The 19578-nt window shown below is 64.0% G+C and carries 15 protein-coding genes; all 15 read left to right on the top strand.

Features of this window, described 5'->3' with window-relative positions:
• Window positions 1-23: 23 nt before the first annotated feature.
• The 15 genes from mraY to FJ426_RS19455 all read left to right on the top strand — a co-directional run bounded on the left by mraY (window position 24) and on the right by FJ426_RS19455 (window position 19525).
• Window positions 24-1106, top strand: a complete 1083-nt coding sequence (gene mraY, locus FJ426_RS19525) for a phospho-N-acetylmuramoyl-pentapeptide-transferase (RefSeq protein WP_140495211.1) — start codon at window positions 24-26, stop codon at window positions 1104-1106.
• 9 nt (window positions 1107-1115) lie between these two features.
• Window positions 1116-2516 (top strand): UDP-N-acetylmuramoyl-L-alanine--D-glutamate ligase, encoded by a 1401-nt coding sequence (gene murD / locus FJ426_RS19520; protein ID WP_140495213.1) that lies wholly within the window; start codon window positions 1116-1118, stop codon window positions 2514-2516.
• Window positions 2516-3667 (top strand): putative lipid II flippase FtsW, encoded by a 1152-nt coding sequence (gene ftsW / locus FJ426_RS19515; RefSeq protein WP_140516599.1) that lies wholly within the window; start codon window positions 2516-2518, stop codon window positions 3665-3667. The genes murD and ftsW overlap by 1 nt, the downstream gene beginning before the upstream one ends.
• Window position 3668: 1 nt before the next feature.
• Window positions 3669-4796 (top strand): undecaprenyldiphospho-muramoylpentapeptide beta-N-acetylglucosaminyltransferase, encoded by a 1128-nt coding sequence (murG, locus tag FJ426_RS19510; protein WP_140559522.1) that lies wholly within the window; start codon window positions 3669-3671, stop codon window positions 4794-4796.
• Complete coding sequence (gene murC / locus FJ426_RS19505; protein WP_140559523.1) at window positions 4793-6193, top strand: UDP-N-acetylmuramate--L-alanine ligase; 1401 nt, start codon at window positions 4793-4795, stop codon at window positions 6191-6193. Before murG ends, murC begins: the two co-directional genes overlap by 4 nt.
• Window positions 6190-7155 carry a UDP-N-acetylmuramate dehydrogenase gene (gene murB, locus FJ426_RS19500; RefSeq protein ID WP_140559524.1) on the top strand — a complete coding sequence of 322 codons (966 nt, stop codon included), beginning with the start codon at window positions 6190-6192 and terminating at the stop codon, window positions 7153-7155. Before murC ends, murB begins: the two co-directional genes overlap by 4 nt.
• Window positions 7156-7456: 301 nt before the next feature.
• A complete protein-coding gene (locus tag FJ426_RS19495) occupies window positions 7457-8383 on the top strand; it encodes a D-alanine--D-alanine ligase (RefSeq protein WP_140495223.1) in 927 nt (308 codons plus the stop codon).
• The gene (locus FJ426_RS19490) at window positions 8371-9312 is read left to right on the top strand and encodes a cell division protein FtsQ/DivIB (RefSeq protein WP_140559525.1); all 942 of its coding nucleotides are present in this window, start codon (window positions 8371-8373) and stop codon (window positions 9310-9312) included. The genes FJ426_RS19495 and FJ426_RS19490 overlap by 13 nt, the downstream gene beginning before the upstream one ends.
• Window positions 9309-10616 carry a cell division protein FtsA gene (gene ftsA, locus FJ426_RS19485; protein ID WP_140516589.1) on the top strand — a complete coding sequence of 436 codons (1308 nt, stop codon included), beginning with the start codon at window positions 9309-9311 and terminating at the stop codon, window positions 10614-10616. The genes FJ426_RS19490 and ftsA overlap by 4 nt, the downstream gene beginning before the upstream one ends.
• 66 nt (window positions 10617-10682) lie before the next feature.
• Complete coding sequence (ftsZ, locus tag FJ426_RS19480; RefSeq protein ID WP_140559526.1) at window positions 10683-12365, top strand: cell division protein FtsZ; 1683 nt, start codon at window positions 10683-10685, stop codon at window positions 12363-12365.
• A 282-nt stretch (window positions 12366-12647) separates the two neighbouring features.
• Entirely contained in the window at window positions 12648-13598 is a 951-nt protein-coding gene (lpxC, locus tag FJ426_RS19475) for a UDP-3-O-acyl-N-acetylglucosamine deacetylase (RefSeq protein WP_140521209.1), read from the top strand.
• A 262-nt stretch (window positions 13599-13860) separates the two neighbouring features.
• Window positions 13861-14730 carry an outer membrane protein assembly factor BamD gene (locus tag FJ426_RS19470; protein ID WP_140559527.1) on the top strand — a complete coding sequence of 290 codons (870 nt, stop codon included), beginning with the start codon at window positions 13861-13863 and terminating at the stop codon, window positions 14728-14730.
• A gap of 13 nt (window positions 14731-14743) precedes the next feature.
• Entirely contained in the window at window positions 14744-16417 is a 1674-nt protein-coding gene (recN, locus tag FJ426_RS19465; protein ID WP_140516585.1) for a DNA repair protein RecN, read from the top strand.
• 211 nt (window positions 16418-16628) lie between these two features.
• Window positions 16629-18833 carry an NAD-dependent DNA ligase LigA gene (gene ligA / locus FJ426_RS19460; protein WP_140825499.1) on the top strand — a complete coding sequence of 735 codons (2205 nt, stop codon included), beginning with the start codon at window positions 16629-16631 and terminating at the stop codon, window positions 18831-18833.
• A complete protein-coding gene (locus FJ426_RS19455; RefSeq protein ID WP_140559666.1) occupies window positions 18833-19525 on the top strand; it encodes a TIGR02453 family protein in 693 nt (230 codons plus the stop codon). The genes ligA and FJ426_RS19455 overlap by 1 nt, the downstream gene beginning before the upstream one ends.
• Window positions 19526-19578 lie beyond the last annotated feature (53 nt).

The following is a 19578-nucleotide window of genomic DNA, read 5'->3' as shown; positions in this document are numbered from 1 at the left end:
GTCAAGTCGGGGACGAAAAGCGCATGTTCACACTGCTCGTCGATTTCGCGGACAAGATCTCGGTCTTCAATGTCTTCCGCTACATCACCTTCCGCACGGGCGGGGCGCTGATCACCTCGGCGCTGATCGTCTTCATCTTCGGGCCGACCATCATAAATTCGCTCAGGTTGCGCCAGGGCAAGGGTCAGCCGATCCGCGCCGACGGGCCGCAGACCCATTTCAAGAAGGCCGGCACGCCGACCATGGGCGGCCTGATGATCCTGTCCGGCATCATCGGCTCATCGTTGCTATGGGCGAACCTGTCGAGCATCTATGTCTGGGTGGTGTTGCTGGTGACGCTGGGCTTCGGCTCGATCGGCTTCTACGACGACTATCTGAAGGTGACGAAACAGTCGCATCTCGGCTTTTCCGGCAAAGCACGGCTGGCACTCGAATTCGTCATCGCCGGCATTGCCGCCTGGGCGATCATGCATAACGGCCAGGCGCCGTTCTCCTCGTCGCTGACATTCCCCTTCGCCAAGGAATTCCTGATCAATCTCGGCTGGTTCTTCGTTCCGTTCTCCTGCTTCGTCATCGTGGGAGCGGGCAATGCGGTGAATCTCACCGACGGTCTGGATGGCCTGGCGATCGTGCCGATCATGATCGCGGCGGCGTCCTTCGGCGTCATCGCCTATCTCTCCGGCAATGCGGTGTTCGCCGAATATCTGCAGATCCATTTCGTGCCCGGCACCGGCGAACTGGCTGTTGTGCTTGGTGCTGTCATCGGCGCCGGCCTCGGCTTCCTCTGGTTCAACGCGCCGCCGGCGGCGATCTTCATGGGCGACACCGGCTCGCTGGCCATGGGCGGGCTGATCGGCACCGTCGCGGTCGCCACCAAGCACGAGATCGTGCTGGTCATCGTCGGCGGGCTGTTCGTGGTCGAGATCCTGTCCGTCATCATCCAGGTCGGCTACTTCAAGATGACCGGCAAGCGTGTGTTCCTAATGGCGCCGATCCATCACCACTTCGAAAAGCTCGGCTGGACCGAAAGCCAGGTGGTGATCCGCTTCTGGATCATCGCCGTCATCCTGGCGCTGGTCGGCCTTTCCACCCTCAAGCTCAGATAGGCGCGCCCCGTGATTCCCGCCGCATCCTTCGCAGGCAAGCGTGTTTCGCTCTTCGGGCTCGGCGGCTCGGGGATCGCGACCGCGCACGCGCTGATCGAGGGCGGGGCTGAGGTTCTGGCCTGGGACGACAATCCCGACAGTGTCGCCAAGGCGGCAGCCGCCGGGATTGCAACCGGCGACCTGCACACAGCCGACTGGGCGACGTTCTCCGCTTTCGTGCTGTCGCCCGGCGTGCCGCTGACGCATCCCAAACCGCACTGGACGGTGGAACTGGCGCGCGGTTCGGGTGTCGAGATCATCGGCGACGTCGAGCTTTTCTGCCGCGAGCGGACGCTCGGCGCGCCAGCCGCCCCGTTCATCGCCATCACCGGCACCAACGGCAAGTCGACGACCACGGCGCTGACGGCGCATATATTGAAGGCTTCCGGCCGCGATACGCAGATGGGCGGCAATATCGGCCGCGCCGTGATGACACTCGATCCGCCGCAACCCGACCGGCACTATGTCGTCGAATGCTCGTCCTACCAGATCGACCTCGCACCATCGATCAATCCGACGGCCGGCATCCTGCTCAATTTGACGCCGGATCACCTCGACCGTCACGGCACCATGCAGCATTACGCTTCGATCAAGGAGCGGCTGGTTGCCGGCAGCGAGACCGCGATCGTCGGCATCGACGATTCCTGGTGTGCGCAGATTGCCGAACGGCTGGAGCGGGCGGGGCGGCACGTCATCCGCATTTCGAAGCGGCTGCCGCTGACCGACGGCTATTTCGCCGATGGCACCAATTTGATGGAAGCGGTGCATGGCCGCTACAGCCGGGTCGCCTTCCTCGAAGGCATCGGCTCGCTGCGCGGGCAGCACAATGCGCAAAACGCGCTTGCCGCGGTGGCCGCCTGCCTCAAGGTCGGGCTCGACCTCGGCGAGATCCAGTCCGGACTGGAAAGCTTTCCGGGCCTGGCGCATCGCATGGAGCAGGTCGGCCGCAAGGACCACGTGCTGTTCGTCAACGATTCCAAGGCGACCAACGCCGATGCGGCGGCACCCGCCCTGTCGAGCTTTTCACGCATCTACTGGATCGCCGGCGGCCTGCCCAAGGAAGGCGGCATCGAGCCGCTGCGCGGCTTCTTCCCGCGTATCGCCAAGGCCTATCTGATCGGCGAGGCAGCGCCGGCCTTTTCGGCGACGCTGGGCGAGGCGGTGCCGTATGAGATATCGGGCACGCTTGCAGCCGCGGTCGAGCATGCCGCGCATGATGCGGCCAAGGACGATGGCGGCGAGGCGGTGGTGCTGTTGTCGCCGGCCTGCGCCAGTTTCGACCAATTTAAGAATTTCGAGGTCCGCGGCGAAGCCTTCAGGCAAGCTGCGAATGCTATCGAGGGCGTCAAACCCATCGGAGGGGCACGATAATGCAGAGCCGTCTCGACAAAAGCCCGGTTGCGACCTGGTGGTGGACCATCGATCGCTGGTTTCTGGCGGCGTTCCTGTCGCTGATGGGGCTGGGCATAGTTTTGTCCTTCGCCGCAAGTCCCGCGGTCGCCGAACGCATCGGCCTCGACAGTTTCCATTTCGCGACCAGGCAGATCATCTTCACCGTGCCGGCGCTCGGCGTGATGCTGGCGGTGTCCTTCCTCGATTCCAGAGAAATCCGGCGCATGGCGCTGATCATGCTGTGCCTGATGCTGGTGCTGATGGTGGCGGTGCTCTACATCGGCGTCGAGGTGAAAGGCGCGCGGCGCTGGGTGTCGCTTGCCGGCCTGTCGATCCAGCCCTCGGAGTTTTTGAAACCCGCCTTTGTCATCATGTGCGCCTGGCTGTTCGCCGAACACAAGCGCCAGCCCGACATTCCGGGCAATCTCTTCGCCATGTTGCTCTTGGTACTGGTCGTATCGCTGCTGGTGGCGCAGCCGGACCTCGGCCAGACCATGCTGACGACCGGCACCTGGGGCATCATGTTCTTCATGGCGGGGCTGCCATGGCTGTGGATCGTCGTGCTCGGAGCGGCCGGCGTCGGCGGCGTCTTTGCCGCCTATACGGTATTTCCGCACGTCGCCCTGCGTATCGACAAGTTCCTCACTGGCGAAGGCGACACGTTCCAGGTCGATATGGGCCGCGACGCATTGATCAATGGCGGCTGGTTCGGCGTCGGGCCGGGCGAGGGCACCGTCAAGCGGGTCATCCCCGACAGCCATGCCGATTTCGTCTTTTCGGTCGCGGGCGAGGAATTCGGATTGATCATGTGTTTCTTCATCATGTCCATCTTCGCCTTCATCGTGCTGCGCGGCCTCAACACGGCGCTGAAGGAGCATGACGATTTCACCCGCTATGCGGTCGGCGGCCTCGTCACCGTGTTCGGCCTGCAGGCAGTCATCAACATGTGCGTCAACCTGCAGCTGGTGCCGGCCAAGGGCATGACGCTGCCGTTCATCTCCTATGGCGGCTCTTCGCAGATTGCCATCGCCATCTCGATGGGAATGGTGCTGGCGCTGACGCGCAAGCGACCGGAAAAGCGCAAGCAGGTGGGCTTTGCCTTGCCACAGCGCGCCATGCCGGCGGAGTGACATGGCCAGAGGCGTTATCCTTCTCTCGGCGGGCGGAACCGGCGGACATCTGTTTCCGGCCGAGGCACTGGCGCATGAGTTGAACGCGCGTGGCTGGACGGTGCATCTGGCGACCGACGACCGCGCTGAGCGCTTTGCCGGCCACTTCCCGGCCGCCGCCATCCACCCGATCCAGTCCGCGACGCTGGGCTCCAAAAATCCTGTTGCCCTGCTTGGCGCTTTCTGGAAAATCTGGCGCGGCGTGCGCCAGGCGTCCGCCATCATCGGCAGGATCAAGCCCGACACCGTGGTCGGCTTTGGCGGCTATCCGACCTTGCCGCCGCTCTACGCCGCGACGCGGCGCAAGGTGCCGACGCTGATCCACGAGCAGAACGCGGTGATGGGACGCGCCAACCGGGCGCTGGCCAGCCGCGTCGATGCGATTGCCGGTGGCTTCCTGCCCCAAGACGAAAGCGCCGTCGGCGCCAAGACGGTGACGACAGGCAATCCGGTTCGCCCACAGGTGCTCGAAGCCGCAAAGACCGCCTACGTCGCCTCGGCCGGAGATGATCCCTTCCGCCTGCTGGTGTTCGGCGGCAGCCAGGGCGCGCAGTTCTTCTCCGATGCGGTGCCGGCGGCCGTCGCCTTGCTCCCCGACGCACTCCGCAAGCGGCTGGTGATCACGCAGCAGGCTCGGGCCGATGATGTCGGGCGGGTGAAGGCGGCCTATGCAGCGCTTGGCGTCGGTGTCGAGGTCTCGCCCTTCTTCAGCGACATGGCGGCGCGTATAGCGGCCGCACAGTTGGTTATGTCGCGCTCCGGCGCGTCGACCGTCTCGGAAATCGCCGTCATCGGGCGACCGGCGCTGCTGGTGCCCTATCCCTATGCGCTCGATCACGACCAGGCCGCGAACGCAGCCGCTCTTGCGGCCGCCGGCGGTGGCGAGGTGGAGCCGCAATCCTCACTTTCGCCCGAGCGCATCGCGGCGTTGATCGGCGCCCTGATGGCCGAGCCCGAACGGCTCACGGCAATGGCTGCCGCGGCGAAGTCGGTCGGCAAACCGGATGCCGCACGGTTGCTCGCCGATCTCACAGAGGCTATTGCGTCCCGCAAAACCGTTTCGGATTTTAAGAAGGGAACGCACGCATGAAGATGCCGCAGACCATAGGCCTCGTGCATTTCATCGGCATTGGCGGCATCGGCATGAGCGGCATCGCCGAAGTGCTGCACAATCTCGGCTACAAGGTGCAGGGGTCCGACCAGGCCGACAGCGCCAATGTGCAGCGGCTGCGCGACAAGGGGATCGAATGCTTTGTCGGCCACAGGGAAGAAAACCTCGGCGATGCCGAAGTGGTGGTTGTCTCGACGGCTATCAAGAAATCCAACCCCGAACTGAAGGCGGCACGGGAGAAATTGCTGCCGATCGTGCGCCGCGCCGAAATGCTGGCCGAACTGATGCGCTTCCGCCAGGCAGTGGCGATCGGCGGCACGCACGGCAAGACGACGACGACCTCGATGGTAGCGACGCTGCTCGAAGCCGGCGGGCTCGACCCGACCGTCATCAATGGCGGCATCATCAACGCCTATGGCACCAATGCGCGCATGGGGGACGGCGAGTGGATGGTGGTCGAAGCCGACGAGAGCGACGGGACCTTCCTCAAGCTGCCGGCCGATATCGCCGTCGTCACCAATATCGATCCCGAACATCTCGATCACTACGGCAGTTTCGAGAAGGTGCGCGAAGCCTTCCGCCAGTTCGTCGAGAACGTGCCGTTCTACGGCTTCGGCGTCATGTGCACCGACCACCCGGAGGTGCAGGCGCTGGTCGGCCGAATCGAGGATCGCCGCGTCATCACCTATGGCGAGAACGCGCAGGCCGACGTGCGCTTCACCAACCATCGCATGGCCGGCGCGACCTCGGAATTCGACGTGGTGATCCGCGACCGCAAGGGACGCGGCCAGACGACGATATCGGATCTGCGCCTGCCGATGCCCGGCCGCCACAACGTTTCCAATGCGACGGCGGCGATCGCGGTGGCGCATGAGCTCGGCCTGTCGGCCGAGGCGATCAAGAAAGGCCTGTCGTCCTTCGCCGGCGTCAAGCGTCGCTTCACCCAAACCGGCTCCTGGAATGGCGTCGAAGTGTTCGACGATTACGGCCACCATCCGGTCGAGATCGCTGCGGTGCTGAAAGCCGCGCGCAGCGCCACCAAGGGCCGCGTCATCGCCATTGCCCAGCCGCACCGTTTTACCCGGCTGCATGATCTGTTCAATGAATTCTCCGCCTGCTTCAACGACGCCGACACGGTGATGGTGGCGCCGGTCTACGCCGCCGGCGAGGAGCCGATCGAAGGCGTGACCTCGGATGCGCTGGTGTCGCGCATCCGGGCCGGCGGCCATCGCGACGCGCGCTACATCGAGGGTCCGGAGGCAATAGCGCCTGTTATCCGTGATCTGGCCAGGCCCGGCGACTTCGTCGTCTTTCTCGGCGCCGGCAACATCACGCAATGGGCCTATGCGCTGCCCAAGGAGCTGGCCGTCTCATGATGCAGGGCCAGGCGCTGATCGACAGACTTGGCGGCCGGCTTGCCGGCCTGCGCGGCCGCATCACGCCGAATGCCGAGATGGACAAGATCACCTGGTTCCGCGCCGGAGGACTGGCCGAGGCGCTCTTTCAGCCAGCGGACGAGGCGGACCTCGCTGCTTTCCTGAAAGCGGTTCCCGAAGAGATACCGCTGACCATAGTCGGCGTCGGCTCGAACTTGCTTGTGCGCGATGGGGGTATTCCGGGTTTCGTGATAAGGCTGTCGGCCAAGGGGTTCGGTGAAACCGAAATTGTTTCGCCGACATCGATCAAGGCTGGCGCGGCCACGCCCGACAAGCGTATTGCCGCGGCGGCGCTGGAAGCCGGCATCGGCGGCTTCCATTTCTACCACGGCATACCGGGCGCCATCGGCGGGGCGCTGAGGATGAACGCCGGCGCCAATGGCGTCGAGACGCGCGAGCGCGTCGTCGAGGTGCGTGCGCTCGACCGCAAGGGCAACGTCCAGACGCTGAGCAATGCCGATATGGGCTATGCCTACCGGCACTCGTCGGCACCGTCCGGGCTGATCTTCACCTCGGCGATTTTCGAGGGCTTTGCCGAGGACAAGGCAGTGATCAGGGCGGCGATGGACGCGGTGCAGAACCATCGCGAGACGGTGCAGCCGATCCGCGAGAAGACCGGTGGCTCGACCTTCAAGAATCCTGAAGGCACCTCAGCCTGGAAAGAGATCGACAAGGCAGGGTGCCGCGGCCTGCTGATCGGCGGCGCGCAGATGTCGCCCATGCACTGCAATTTCATGATCAACACCGGGACAGCGACCGGCTACGAACTCGAATATCTCGGCGAAACGGTGCGCACGCGGGTGCTCGAACATTCCGGCATCCGGCTGCACTGGGAGATCAAGCGCATCGGGGACTTCCGCCCCGGACACGCCGTGCAGGAGTTTCTTGGACAGCTGCTCTAGCCGCGGTTGAAGTTCATGTGACGCATGAACTTCAACCGGTCCGGAACGACCGCGCGACCGTTGCTCCAAAGACTCAACAGCGCGGTTTTCGCATCCATTTTCTCAGAAAGTGAATCTCTCGGAATCATAAGCACTTGCCAGTGAATCAACTCTCTGATTCTCTGCTCCAAAGCGTTTCCTGATTTGAGTCGTTCGACGCGTTTCCCGCGTTTTCCGTCTGGGGGGCAACCTGCCGGGAGACTCGGACTCAATGTTGCGGAAATCTTGGTTTTTGATCCGCCGTGAGAGGGGATGACGGGGAATGAAAAACAAGCATGTGGCCGTCCTGCTGGGTGGTTTCTCGTCCGAGCGGCCCGTGTCTCTGTCTTCGGGGAAGGCCTGTGCCGATGTGCTTGAGACGGAAGGCTATCAAGTCACGCGCGTCGATGTCGGGCGCGACGTCGGCTCCGTGCTTGCCGATCTCAGGCCCGATGTCGCCTTCAATGCGCTGCATGGTCCTTTTGGCGAGGACGGCACCATTCAGGGCATTCTCGAATATCTCGGCATTCCCTACACCCATTCCGGCGTGCTCGCCTCGGCGCTTGCGATGAACAAGGAGCAGTCGAAGAAAGTCGTGAAATTGGCCGGTGTCCCCGTCGCCGAATCGAAGGTCGCCAATCGCTTCGCCATTCAGAACAACCATCCGATGAAGCCGCCTTATGTGGTGAAGCCGGTCAATGAGGGGTCGAGCTTCGGCGTCGTGATCGTGCATGAGGGGCAGTCGCATCCGCCGCAGGTCATCGGCTCGTCCGAGTGGAAATATGGCGATACCGTCATGGTCGAGCGTTACATCCATGGGCGCGAGCTGACCTGTGCCGTCATGGGCGACGTGGCGCTTGGCGTCTGCGAGATCATCCCGACGGGCCATTCGTTCTATGACTACGATTCCAAATATGTCGCGGGCGGATCAAAACACGAATGCCCCGCAAAAGTTTCACCGAATATTTACCAAAAAATACAGACACTGGCGCTCAAGGCTCACCAAGCTGTCGGCTGTCGGGGCGTTTCCCGGTCGGACTTCCGTTATGACGATCGTCACTCCGAAAATGGCGAGGTTGTATGGCTCGAGGTCAATACCCAGCCGGGCATGACGCCGACGTCTCTGGTGCCTGAAATCGCCGCCCAGGCAGGGCATTCGTTCGGCGATCTGTTGAGTTGGATGGTGGAGGACGCTTCGTGTCTGCGTTGAAATGGGGGCAGGGCAAGGGGAAGGGCGTGGCCGGGCCGGCGCTGTTCAGCCTGCCATTGTCGTTCGACCATTTCGTGCTGCCGCGCGTGCTTCGCCGCCCGGTGCGTATCCTGGCGCGTCTGGGCGAGGGCGAATTCCAGGCGCCGCGCTTCTCCGCCGCGGTCATGTCGGCAGTGCTCATTGCTTCGAGCGGCGCTTATGGCGCCTATCTCGGCGGTCATGCCGACGGCATCGTCCAGAGCATCACTGCCCGGACCGGCTTTGCCGTCGACCAGGTCAAGGTGGTCGGCAATCGCCAGACGTCCGAGATCGATATTCTCGACAGGCTCGAGCTCGATGGCTGGACGTCGCTGATCGGCTTCGATGCCGAGGCGGCGCGGGAACGCATCGCCACCTTGCCCTGGATCGAGGTCGCCGCGGTGCGCAAGGTCTATCCGCACACGTTGGAGGTGCGCGTCGAGGAGCGTCAGGCGTTCGCGCTTTGGCAGCAGGGCAGCGATCTCTCCGTCATCGAAAAAGACGGTGCCGTTATCGCGCCGTTCTCGGGTGGCAAGCAGGTGCTGCTGCCATTGCTGATCGGAGCCGGCGCGCCGGCCAAGGCGCCGGAATTCCTGGCGAAGATCGAAAAATACCCGGATCTCGCGACCCGCATCAGGGGCTATGTCCGTGTCGGCGATCGGCGCTGGGACCTGAAGCTGGACAATGGCATCACCGTCAAGCTCCCCGAGGATGGCGAGGATCAGGCACTCGCCGAACTCGTCGGCATGGACCATGACAAGGGGCTGTTGTCGCGCGATATCGCGGCCGTCGATATGCGGCTGTCGGACCGGCTGGTCGTGCAACTGACGCCGGAGGCGGCGACTCAGCGCGAAGCCGCGCTCAACGAGAAACCGAAAACGCTGAAGCGCAAGCCGGAGACGAAGATATGAGCTGGCTTGGCGGTTCAGGCGATGCCTCGTCGCGCCGCTCCGGCACCTTGACGGTGCTGGATGTCGGTTCGAGCAAGGTCTGCTGCATGGTGGCGAAGCTGAAGCCGTGCGATGACGGGAAGCTGCTGCGCGGACGCTCGCACCGCATCCAGGTGATCGGCATCGGCCATCAGAAGTCGCAGGGCGTCAAATCGGGCGTCGTCATCGATCTCGATCGTGCCGAACATGCCATTCGTCTCTCCGTCGACGCCGCCGAGCGCATGGCCGGGCTGACGGTCGATTCGCTGATCGTGAACATGACCGCCGGCCGGCTGAAGAGCGAAGCTTTCTCGGCAACCATCAATCTCGGCGGCCATGAGGCCGACGAGGCCGACATCAAGCGGGTGCTCGGTGCCGGCGCCAAGCAGGCGCTGAAGACCGAGCGCGAGGTGGTCCATTCGCTCCCCGTCGGCTTCTCGCTCGACGCTGAGCGCGGCGTGCGCGATCCGCGCGGCATGGTCGGCGACACGCTTGGCGTCGACATGCATGTGCTGACCGGCGACGCCGCTCCGATGCGCAACCTGGAGCTCTCCATCAACCGCTCGCATCTTTCGGTCGAGCGCATGGTGGCGACGCCCTATGCCAGCGGGCTGGCGGCATTGGTCGACGACGAGCTGGAACTGGGCGCCGCCTGCATCGATATGGGCGGCGGCACGACGACGATCTCGGTGTTTTCGGAAGGCAAGTTCGTCCATGGCGACGCCATCGCCATCGGCGGCAACCACGTCACGCTGGACATGGCCAAGGGACTGTCCACCTCGCTCGATGCCGCCGAACGGCTGAAGGTGATGCACGGTTCGGCGTTGCCCGGCAGCGCCGATGACCGCGACCTGGTCTCGATCCAGCCGATCGGCGACGAGGGCGAAGTGCCGCTCCAGATTCCGCGCTCCGTCATGACGCGCATCGTGCGTGCCCGCATCGACGAGACGCTCGAGCTTTTGCGCGACCGGCTGAACAAGTCCGGCTACGGCAATGCGGTGGGCAAGCGCGTGGTGCTGACCGGCGGCGCCAGCCAGCTTGCCGGCCTGCCGGAAGCGGCGCGCCGCATCCTGGGGCGCAATGTGCGCATCGGCCGCCCGCTCGGCGTGGCGGGCCTGCCCGAAGCGGCGAAGGGGCCGGCCTTCTCGGCGGCCGTCGGCTTGTTGATCTACCCGCAGATGGCGAGCTTCGAGAGCCATCCGGCGAAAGGAATTTCCGGTCTCAGAATGACCGGAACGGGCGGAAAACTGCATCGCATGAGTCAGTGGTTGAGAGACAGTTTCTAATTGACGGGGACAGCCCCATAAGTGGCCGCGGCGGCGAAGCGGCAGGAAAGGCAAAGGACGGAGACAATGACCATCAATCTGCAAAAGCCGGACATCACCGAGCTTAAGCCACGCATCACCGTGTTCGGCGTCGGCGGCGGCGGCGGCAACGCCGTCAACAACATGATCACCGCCGGTCTGCGCGGCGTCGAGTTCGTTGTCGCCAACACCGACGCGCAGGCGCTGACCATGTCGAAAGCCGACCGGCTGATCCAGCTCGGCGCGCATGTCACCGAGGGGCTGGGCGCCGGATCCCAGCCTGAAGTGGGCCGCGCGGCAGCGGAAGAATGCATCGACGAGATCATCGATCACCTGTCCAACACCCATATGTGCTTCGTCACCGCGGGCATGGGCGGCGGCACGGGCACGGGAGCGGCGCCGGTCGTGGCGCGCGCCGCCCGCGAGAAGGGCATCCTCACTGTCGGCGTCGTCACCAAGCCGTTCCATTTCGAAGGCCAGCGCCGCATGAAGACGGCGGATTTCGGCATCGAGGAGCTGCAGAAATGCGTCGACACACTGATCGTCATCCCTAACCAGAACCTGTTCCGGCTGGCCAATGACAAGACCACCTTCGCCGACGCGTTCGCCATGGCTGACCAGGTGCTCTATTCGGGTGTAGCCTGCATCACCGACCTGATGGTCAAGGAAGGCCTGATCAATCTCGACTTCGCCGACGTTCGTTCGGTGATGCGCGAGATGGGCAAGGCGATGATGGGCACCGGCGAGGCATCGGGCGAGGGCCGCGCGATGGCGGCCGCGGAAGCCGCGATCGCCAACCCGCTGCTCGACGAGACCTCGATGAAGGGCGCCAAGGGCCTGCTGATCTCGATCACCGGCGGCCGCGACCTGACCCTGTTCGAAGTCGACGAAGCGGCGACCCGCATCCGCGAGGAGGTCGATCAGGACGCCAACATCATCCTGGGCGCCACTTTCGACGAGGAGCTCGAAGGTGTCATCCGCGTCTCGGTTGTTGCCACCGGCATCGACAAGTCGGCGGCCGAAATCGCCGCCGCGCCGATCTCGATCCGCACCGCGCCGCAGAAGCCGGCCGCCCGCCCGGCCGTTGCCGCGGCGGAAAGCCGCCCCGCGCCGGTCCAGCAGGCTGCGTTCGAGCCGCGCGCCGCCGATCCGGTCGCGGAAGCGATCCAACTGGCCGAAGCAAACGCCGCGGCGATGGCACAAGCCCGTCCGGCGCCGGTTGCCCATGCGGATGATTTCCGTCCGCAGAGCAAGATCTTCCAGGCTCCGCCGGCGCAGCCGCAACCGATGGTGCAGCCCGTGGTCCAGCAGATGCAGCCGGCGCCTCAGCCGCGCGAGATCCTGCGCGAAGTCCAGCAGCCGGTCGCGATGGCTCCCCAGCGCATGCCGCGCGTCGAGGACTTTCCGCCTGTCGTGAAGGCCGAGGTCGACGCCAAGAGCCGCCCGGCCGACCATGAGAACAGCGGACCGATGGGGCTCTTGAAGCGTCTGACCAACGGCCTGACGCGCCGCGAGGAAGAGCCTGCACGCCTGCAGCCGGCGCAGCCGCGCGAGCCCAAGCTGCGTCAGGCCGCACCGGAAGTGCGCCGTCTGGCAAGCCAGGACGCGCAGCTCTACGCGCCTCGTCGCGGCCAGCTCGACGACCAAGGCCGCCTGACGCCGCAGCCCAGGGCGACTCAGGAGGACGACCAGCTGGAAATTCCGGCGTTCCTGCGTCGCCAGGCCAACTGAGCGGTTAACGGGCTGTAACAATTGTTAACAGGCAGGCAAGGAATTGCTTGCCTGTTAACGTTTAAAAGGATGCAAATTCAGGCACTTAAGCGGCTATCCATACGTCGGTTGCGGTTACAGAGAGTAAGAAACCGTGATTTGGACTATCCCTGATGGGACATTATCTTTGCTGCCTACCGTCGTCGGTTTGCCGGGATTTCGGGGGAAGTGACCTGGCCTGCCGATTTTTACAAGAGAGCCGCGCCCTCGGGCTGGAGAAGCGGACCTAGGCATTTCGGGCTTATGGGGATTGTCTTGCACGACTATCAGACGACAGTGAAGGCGCGCGCGTCGCTTACGGGCACCGGCGTTCACAGCGGCAAGGAAGTTTCCATCAGCTTTCTCCCGGCGGATGCCGACACCGGCATCGTTTTCCAGCTTTTTAGTGAGAACGGGCAAGGTCGCGAGTTCCGCGCCCTGTTTTCCGAGATCGGCGCAACCGACCTGTGCACCATGCTCGGTGATCCCTCTGGCGAGCACATCGCCACGGTCGAGCACATCATGGCGGCGCTGTTCGGGCTCGGCATCGACAATGTCATCATCGAGATCGACGGCCATGAGGTCCCTATCCTCGACGGCAGCGCGATGGCGTTCGTCGAGGCCATAGACCAGGCCGGCATCGAAACGCTGTCGGTCAAGCGGCGCTACATCCGGATCGTCAAGCCGGTCCGCATCGAGAACGGCGCCTCCTGGGCTGAGTTCAGGCCCTATGACGGCACCCGCTTCGAGGTCGAGATCGATTTCGAAAGCCCGGCGATCGGCCGGCAGCTGTTCGCGTCCGACATCAATGCGGACATTTTCCGCCGCGACATCGCGCGCGCCCGCACCTTCGGCTTCATGAAGGACGTCGAGCGGCTGTGGGCCGCCGGCTATGCGCTGGGATCCTCGCTCGAGAATTCGCTGGTCATCGGTGACGACAACCGCGTCATCAACATGGGCGGCTTGCGCTACCCCAACGAGTTCGTACGCCATAAGACGCTGGACGCCATGGGCGACCTGGCACTGGCCGGGGCCCGCTTCATCGGCTGCTTCCGCTCCTATCGTGGCGGCCATAGGCTGAATGCGGCCGCCTTGCGGCGCGTGCTGTCGGACCGTACCGCGTTCGAGATCGTCGAAACGACCCGCCGCGAGCGCGGCCGTGCGGCCGAGATGAGCGCCGTCAACGCGCCTCTCTATGCGCCCTGGATGATCTGAGTCGCCACCACTTTCCGGATACCATCGCAGCTCGCTGGTGTTGCATGAATGCATCATTTGCCGGCGAAATCGCAGGGATGCTCCGGCGCGGCCCGGCCGCCACAAAAATGTTCGATTGCCTAGACATAGCGTTGCCGGGCAAGGCGGTTATGGTTTATGGCTGCTGCCGTCGATAGTGCATGTCGCCTGGAAGTGGGGACCAGTTTTGGGGAAACGATATGCAACAGGCACTGAAATAACGCCGAAAGGGCGCAATCCAATCATGTTCTTCAAGCGAGTCGGTCAATTGAAAGCGCCGCAGCGGTCCGTTTTCCTGGCGCTTTCGGTGGTTGTTCCATCGCTCTTCCTGTCTGCTTGCATGTCGTCGGAAAAAGATATCGACCTGTCGACCTATGTCGATCAGACCGAACCGGCCGACGTTCTCTACAACCAAGGGCTCGCCAATCTGAATGCCGGACGCCTCGACGAGGCGAGCAAGAAGTTCGACGCGGTCGACCGCCAGCATCCTTATTCGGAGTGGGCCCGCAAATCGATGGTGATGGGCGCGTTCGCCGACTATCGCAAGGGCAGCTACGACGAAGCGATCGCGTCGGCCAAGCGTTATCTGACGCTGTATCCGTCAACGGATGACGCGGCTTATGCGCAGTACATCATCGGCCTTAGCTACTACCGCCAGATCAAGGACGTGACGCAGGATCAGAAGGAAGCGCGCCAGACCGTGCAGACCATGCAGGATCTCGTGACGCGCTGGCCTAATTCAGAATATGTCGATGACGCCAAGGAAAAGATCCGCTTCGCCAACGACCAGCTCGCCGGCAAGGAGATGCAGATCGGCCGCTATTATCTCGAACGCCGCGAATACATCGCTGCGGTCAAGCGTTTCCGCAATGTGGTCGAGAATTATTCCAACACCCGCCACGTCGAGGAGGCGCTGGCGCGCCTGACCGAGAGCTATTATGCGATGGGCCTGACTTCGGAGGCGCAGACCGCCGCCGCCGTTCTCGGCACCAATTATCCCGACAGCCCATGGTACAAGGATTCCTACAAGCTCCTGCAGAGCAACGGGCTTGCGCCGCGCGAGAATGCCGGCTCGTGGATATCCAAGGCCGGGAAACTGATCACCGGCGCCTGATGCAGGCGTAACGATGCTTTCCAGGCTGTCGATCCGCGATATCGTCCTGATCGAGAAGCTGGATATCGACTTCCAGCCCGGTCTCTCGGTGCTGACGGGCGAGACCGGCGCCGGAAAATCCATCCTGCTCGACGCTCTGTCCTTGGCGCTTGGGGCTCGCGGTGACGCTTCCCTGGTGCGCCACGGCGCGGCACAGGGCCAGGTGATTGCCGTGTTCGACGTGCCGCGCAACCATCCGGTGCGCGCGTTGCTTGCCGAGAATGCCATCGAGGACGACGGCGACATCATCCTGCGCCGCTTGCAGACTGTGGACGGCCGCACCCGCGTCTTCGTCAACGATCAGCCGTCCAGCGTGACGCTGATGCGCGACGTCGGCCGCGCGCTGGTCGAGATCCACGGCCAGCATGACGAACGCGCCCTTGTCGATCCCGGCGCGCATCGCGACGTGCTCGACGCCTTCGGCGGCCATCTCGGCGCCGTCCGGTCGACGGCCGAGGCCTGGCGGCACTGGCGCGCCTGCGAGCAGGAGCTCTCGCGCCATCGTGCCAAGGTGGCGGCGGCGGCGCGCGAAGCGGACTACCTGCGCGCAGCGGTCACGGAGCTGACCAAGCTCGATCCGCAGCCGGGTGAGGAGACTGAGCTTGCCGACTTGCGCGCCCACATGATGCGGGCCGAGAAGATCGCCTCCGAAATCCACGACGCGCAGGACGTGCTTTCGGGTCCATCCTCGCCCTTGCCGCAACTGGCCAGCCTGCTCAGGCGGTTGCAGCGCAAGGCCGGCGAGGCCCCCGGGCTGCTCGACGAAGTGGTCAAGTCGCTGGATGAGGCGATGCTGTCGCTCGACGCGGCGCAGTCGGGTGTCGAGGCGGCTTTGCGCGCCACCGAATATGATCCACAGCGGCTGGAAAAGGCGGAAGAGCGATTGTTTTCGCTGCGCGCGGCATCGCGCAAGCACAGCGTTGCCGTCGATGATTTGGCGCAATTGCGCGACACGATGGTTGCCGATCTTGCCGATCTCGATGCCGGCGAGGAGCGCCTTCATGGGCTGGAAAAGCAGGCGGCCGCAGCGCGCGAAGCCTATGATATCGCCGCCGCGCAGTTGTCCTCGCTTCGCCATGCCGCGGCGGTCGGGCTGACCAAGGCGGTGATGGCCGAACTGCCGGCGCTTAAGCTCGAACGCGCCGCCTTCATCGTCGAGATGAAGAGCGAGGCCGAGAGCCGCATGGAAGAGGGCATCGACCAGATCGAGTTCTGGGTGCGCACCAATCCCGGCACCCGGCCCGGGCCGATGATGAAGGTTGCTTCCGGCGGCGAGCTTTCGCGCTTCCTGCTGGCGCTGAAGGTGGCGCTGGCCGACCGGGGCTCGGCGCCAACGCTGGTCTTCGATGAAATCGACACAGGGGTGGGCGGCGCCGTCGCGGATGCCATCGGCCAGCGGCTGGCAAGATTGTCCAGGCGCGTGCAGGTGCTCTCGGTCACCCATGCGCCGCAGGTGGCGGCCCGCGCGGCGACGCACTTCCTGATCTCCAAATCCGGCAGCACCGACAAGGTCGCGACCGGTATCGCCGAAATGGACCGGGCGGCGCGCCAGGAAGAGATCGCGCGCATGCTGGCCGGCGCCACCATCACCGACGAAGCGCGCGCGGCCGCCGAAAGATTGCTGCGGGAGAATACGGCGGCTGCCTGAAAGCTCGTTTCCCGTGAAGGCGAGTCAGGATATGGCTGCATCCTGCTGTTCAGGAATGATTTTTTCGCAGGCCGGCTCCCTCCTGCCAAATCCTGATTTATAGTGGCGCCCAACCAAAGTGCGCCGCGCCTTGGTTATTGTTTTGCGCATGTCGTTGCCCCAAAATCGCACCATATTTTGGGCGGCGTGCATTGGTCAGGGAAGCCGTGCGATGTCTGAAAGACCAGTCGATTCACTCAGTGAGAGCGAAGCCGAAGCGGAGCTGAAGCGCCTGGCGCAGGAGATCGCGGAGCACGACCGCCGCTACCATACCGAGGACGCGCCTGTTATCACCGACGCCGCCTATGATGCGCTGACCCGGCGCAACCTCGCCATCGAGCAGCGCTTTCCCGCCCTGGTGCGCGAGAATTCGCCATCGCGCAGGGTCGGTGCCGCGCCGGCGGAAGGCTTTGCCAAGGTGCGTCATGCCGTGCCCATGCTCAGCCTCGCCAAGGCCTATACCGACGAGGACGTCGCCGATTTCATCGAACGCGGCCGGCGCTTCTTCGACCGCGACAAGGATCTCGACATCGCCTTCACGGCCGAACCGAAGATCGACGGCCTGTCGGCCTCGCTACGTTACGAGAACGGCGTGTTCGTGCAGGGCGCAACGCGCGGCGATGGCGCTGTCGGCGAAGACATCACCGCCAATCTGAGGACCATCGCCGATATTCCCGGCAGGCTGAAAGGCTCGGGCTGGCCCGAAATCATCGAGATACGCGGCGAGGTCTACATGACCTATGCCGAATTCGAGGCGCTGAAGCAGCGCTCAGCGGCCGCCGGCGGCCAGGACTATGTCAATCCGCGCAATACGGCGGCTGGGTCGCTGCGCCAGAAGGATCCATCGGTCACCGCCAGCCGGAACCTCAAATTCTTTGCCTATGCCTGGGGCTACACGACAGCCGACCCCGCTCCGACACAATACGATTCGGTGCAGAAATTCGCGGAATGGGGCTTCAAAGTCAGCCCGCTGATGGTGCGGGCGAGGTCGGTCGGCGAACTGATCGCGCATTATCACCGCATCGAGGAACAGCGTTCTTCCTTGGGCTACGACATCGACGGCGTCGTCTACAAGGTCGACCAGCTGGAGTTGCAGCGCCGGTGGGGCTTTGTCACCGGCGAACCGCGCTGGGCCATCGCGCACAAATTTCCGGCCGAACAAGCGATGACGACCGTGCAGAAGATCGACATCCAGGTCGGGCGCACCGGCACGCTGGCGCCGGTGGCGAGGCTTGCGCCCGTGACAGTCGGGGGCGTCGTGGTCGAGAACGTCACGCTGCACAACGAAGACTATATCAAGGGTTTCGACAGCAACGGCCAGCCGATCCGCGACGGCATCGACGTGCGCATCGGCGACACCGTGGTGATCCAGCGGGCAGGGGATGTCATCCCGCAGATCGTCAGTGTCGTCGTCGACAAGCGTCCGCCGGATGCCGTGCCTTACGAATTCCCACATACTTGCCCGATCTGCGGCTCGCCGGCGACGCGCGAAATCAACGAGAAGACCGGCAAGGAGGATTCCCGCAGGCGTTGCACGGGCGAACTGATCTGCCCCGCGCAAGCCGTGGAAGGGCTGCGCCACTTCGTGTCGCGCGGGGCCATGGATATCGAGGGCCTAGGCGCGGAAAACATCGACCTGTTCTTCAATGCGGGCCTGGTCAAGACGGCCGCCGACATCTTCACGCTCAGGGATCGGCGTCCCGCCGTCACCAAGGCGCTGGCCGAGCGGCGCGAGGAGCAGGCGAGGCAGCGCGAGGCGGCGTCGGGCAAGACGCGCAAGAATGTGCGCAGCGTCGAGGACCGCAACTATGAAGGGTTGGACAAGCTCTTTGCGGCGATCGATTCGCGCCGCGAACCCGAGCTCGACCGCTTCATCTTTGCGCTTGGGATCCGCCATATCGGCGAAACGACGGCGGCCGTGCTTGCCCGGACGTTTTCGACAATCGAGGAACTGATCCGCGTCGGCAAGGAGACCGCGGCGGCTGACGATCCGCATAGTGTCTTCCCGTCGATCAACGGCATCGGCGATACGGTGATCAACGCGCTGGCCGATTTCTTCGGCAATGAGCGCAATGACGACGTGCTTGAGGCGTTGCTTAAACAGGTCAGGCCGAAGCCGTATGTCGTCACCGTCTCGGCCGACAGCGTGGTCGCGGGCAAGACCGTCGTGTTCACGGGCTCGCTGGAAAAGATGACGCGTTCCGAAGCCAAGGCGATGGCCGAACGGCTGGGCGCCAAGGTGGCGGGCTCGGTTTCGGCCAAGACCGATCTGGTGGTGGCGGGGCCCGGCGCGGGCTCGAAACTCAAGCTTGCCAGTGAACTCGGCATCGAGGTCATAGACGAGGACGCGTGGCTGCAGCGGATCGGCAAGGCATGATGTCAGGCGAATTCAAGGGGTTCGGCCAGAAGGCTATTCCGTTCCTGAAGGCGCTTGATTTCCACCAGAGCCGCGAGTGGTTCGTAGAGAATCGTGACCTGTTCGAACAGGAATTGCGCGATCCGCTGGGCGATCTGGTGGAGACGCTCACACGCCGTTTCGGCGAGGCCGGGCTCGGCCTCAAGGGCGACCGCAAGAAATCACTGTTCCGGATCAACCGGGACGTGCGCTTCGCCAAGGACAAGCGGCCTTACAACCGGCATCTGTCGGCGATCCTGTCGCCCGACGGCACCAAGATGGAGCAGGGCGTGTTCTATGTCCATGTCGGGCTGGAACGCTGCTTCGCCGACATTGCCTGGTGGCAGCCCGCCCCGGAACTGTTGCTCGCCATGCGCAAGGCCATCGCGGCAAGGCCGGACAGGTTCCGCGCCCTGGTGGCCGCCTTGAAGAAGAACGGTCTGGAGTTCGAGACGGAAGGCCGCATGAAGCGCACGCCGCGAGGCTTCGAGCATGTCGGCGATTCCGATCTGGCCGAGGCCATCCGCAACCGTCATTTCTACGTCCAGCATGTCATCGATCCGACGGGGATCCACACGGCGGCGCTGGTCGACGAGCTGGTCGATTTCACCATGCGCGCCAAGCCGCTGCTCGATTGGGGGAGGGCGATCGAGGGCAAGGTGGCGCAGGGCTAGGATTGGTCCTGGCAATCATTTCCGCTGATTGTTGGGCTCAACCGAATTCGTGT

This window comes from Mesorhizobium sp. B2-6-4 (assembly GCF_006441495.1).
Lineage (GTDB): Bacteria > Pseudomonadota > Alphaproteobacteria > Rhizobiales > Rhizobiaceae > Mesorhizobium.
The sequence above is the reverse complement of the archived record's forward strand: the minus strand, read 5'-3'. Positions and strand labels throughout refer to the sequence as shown.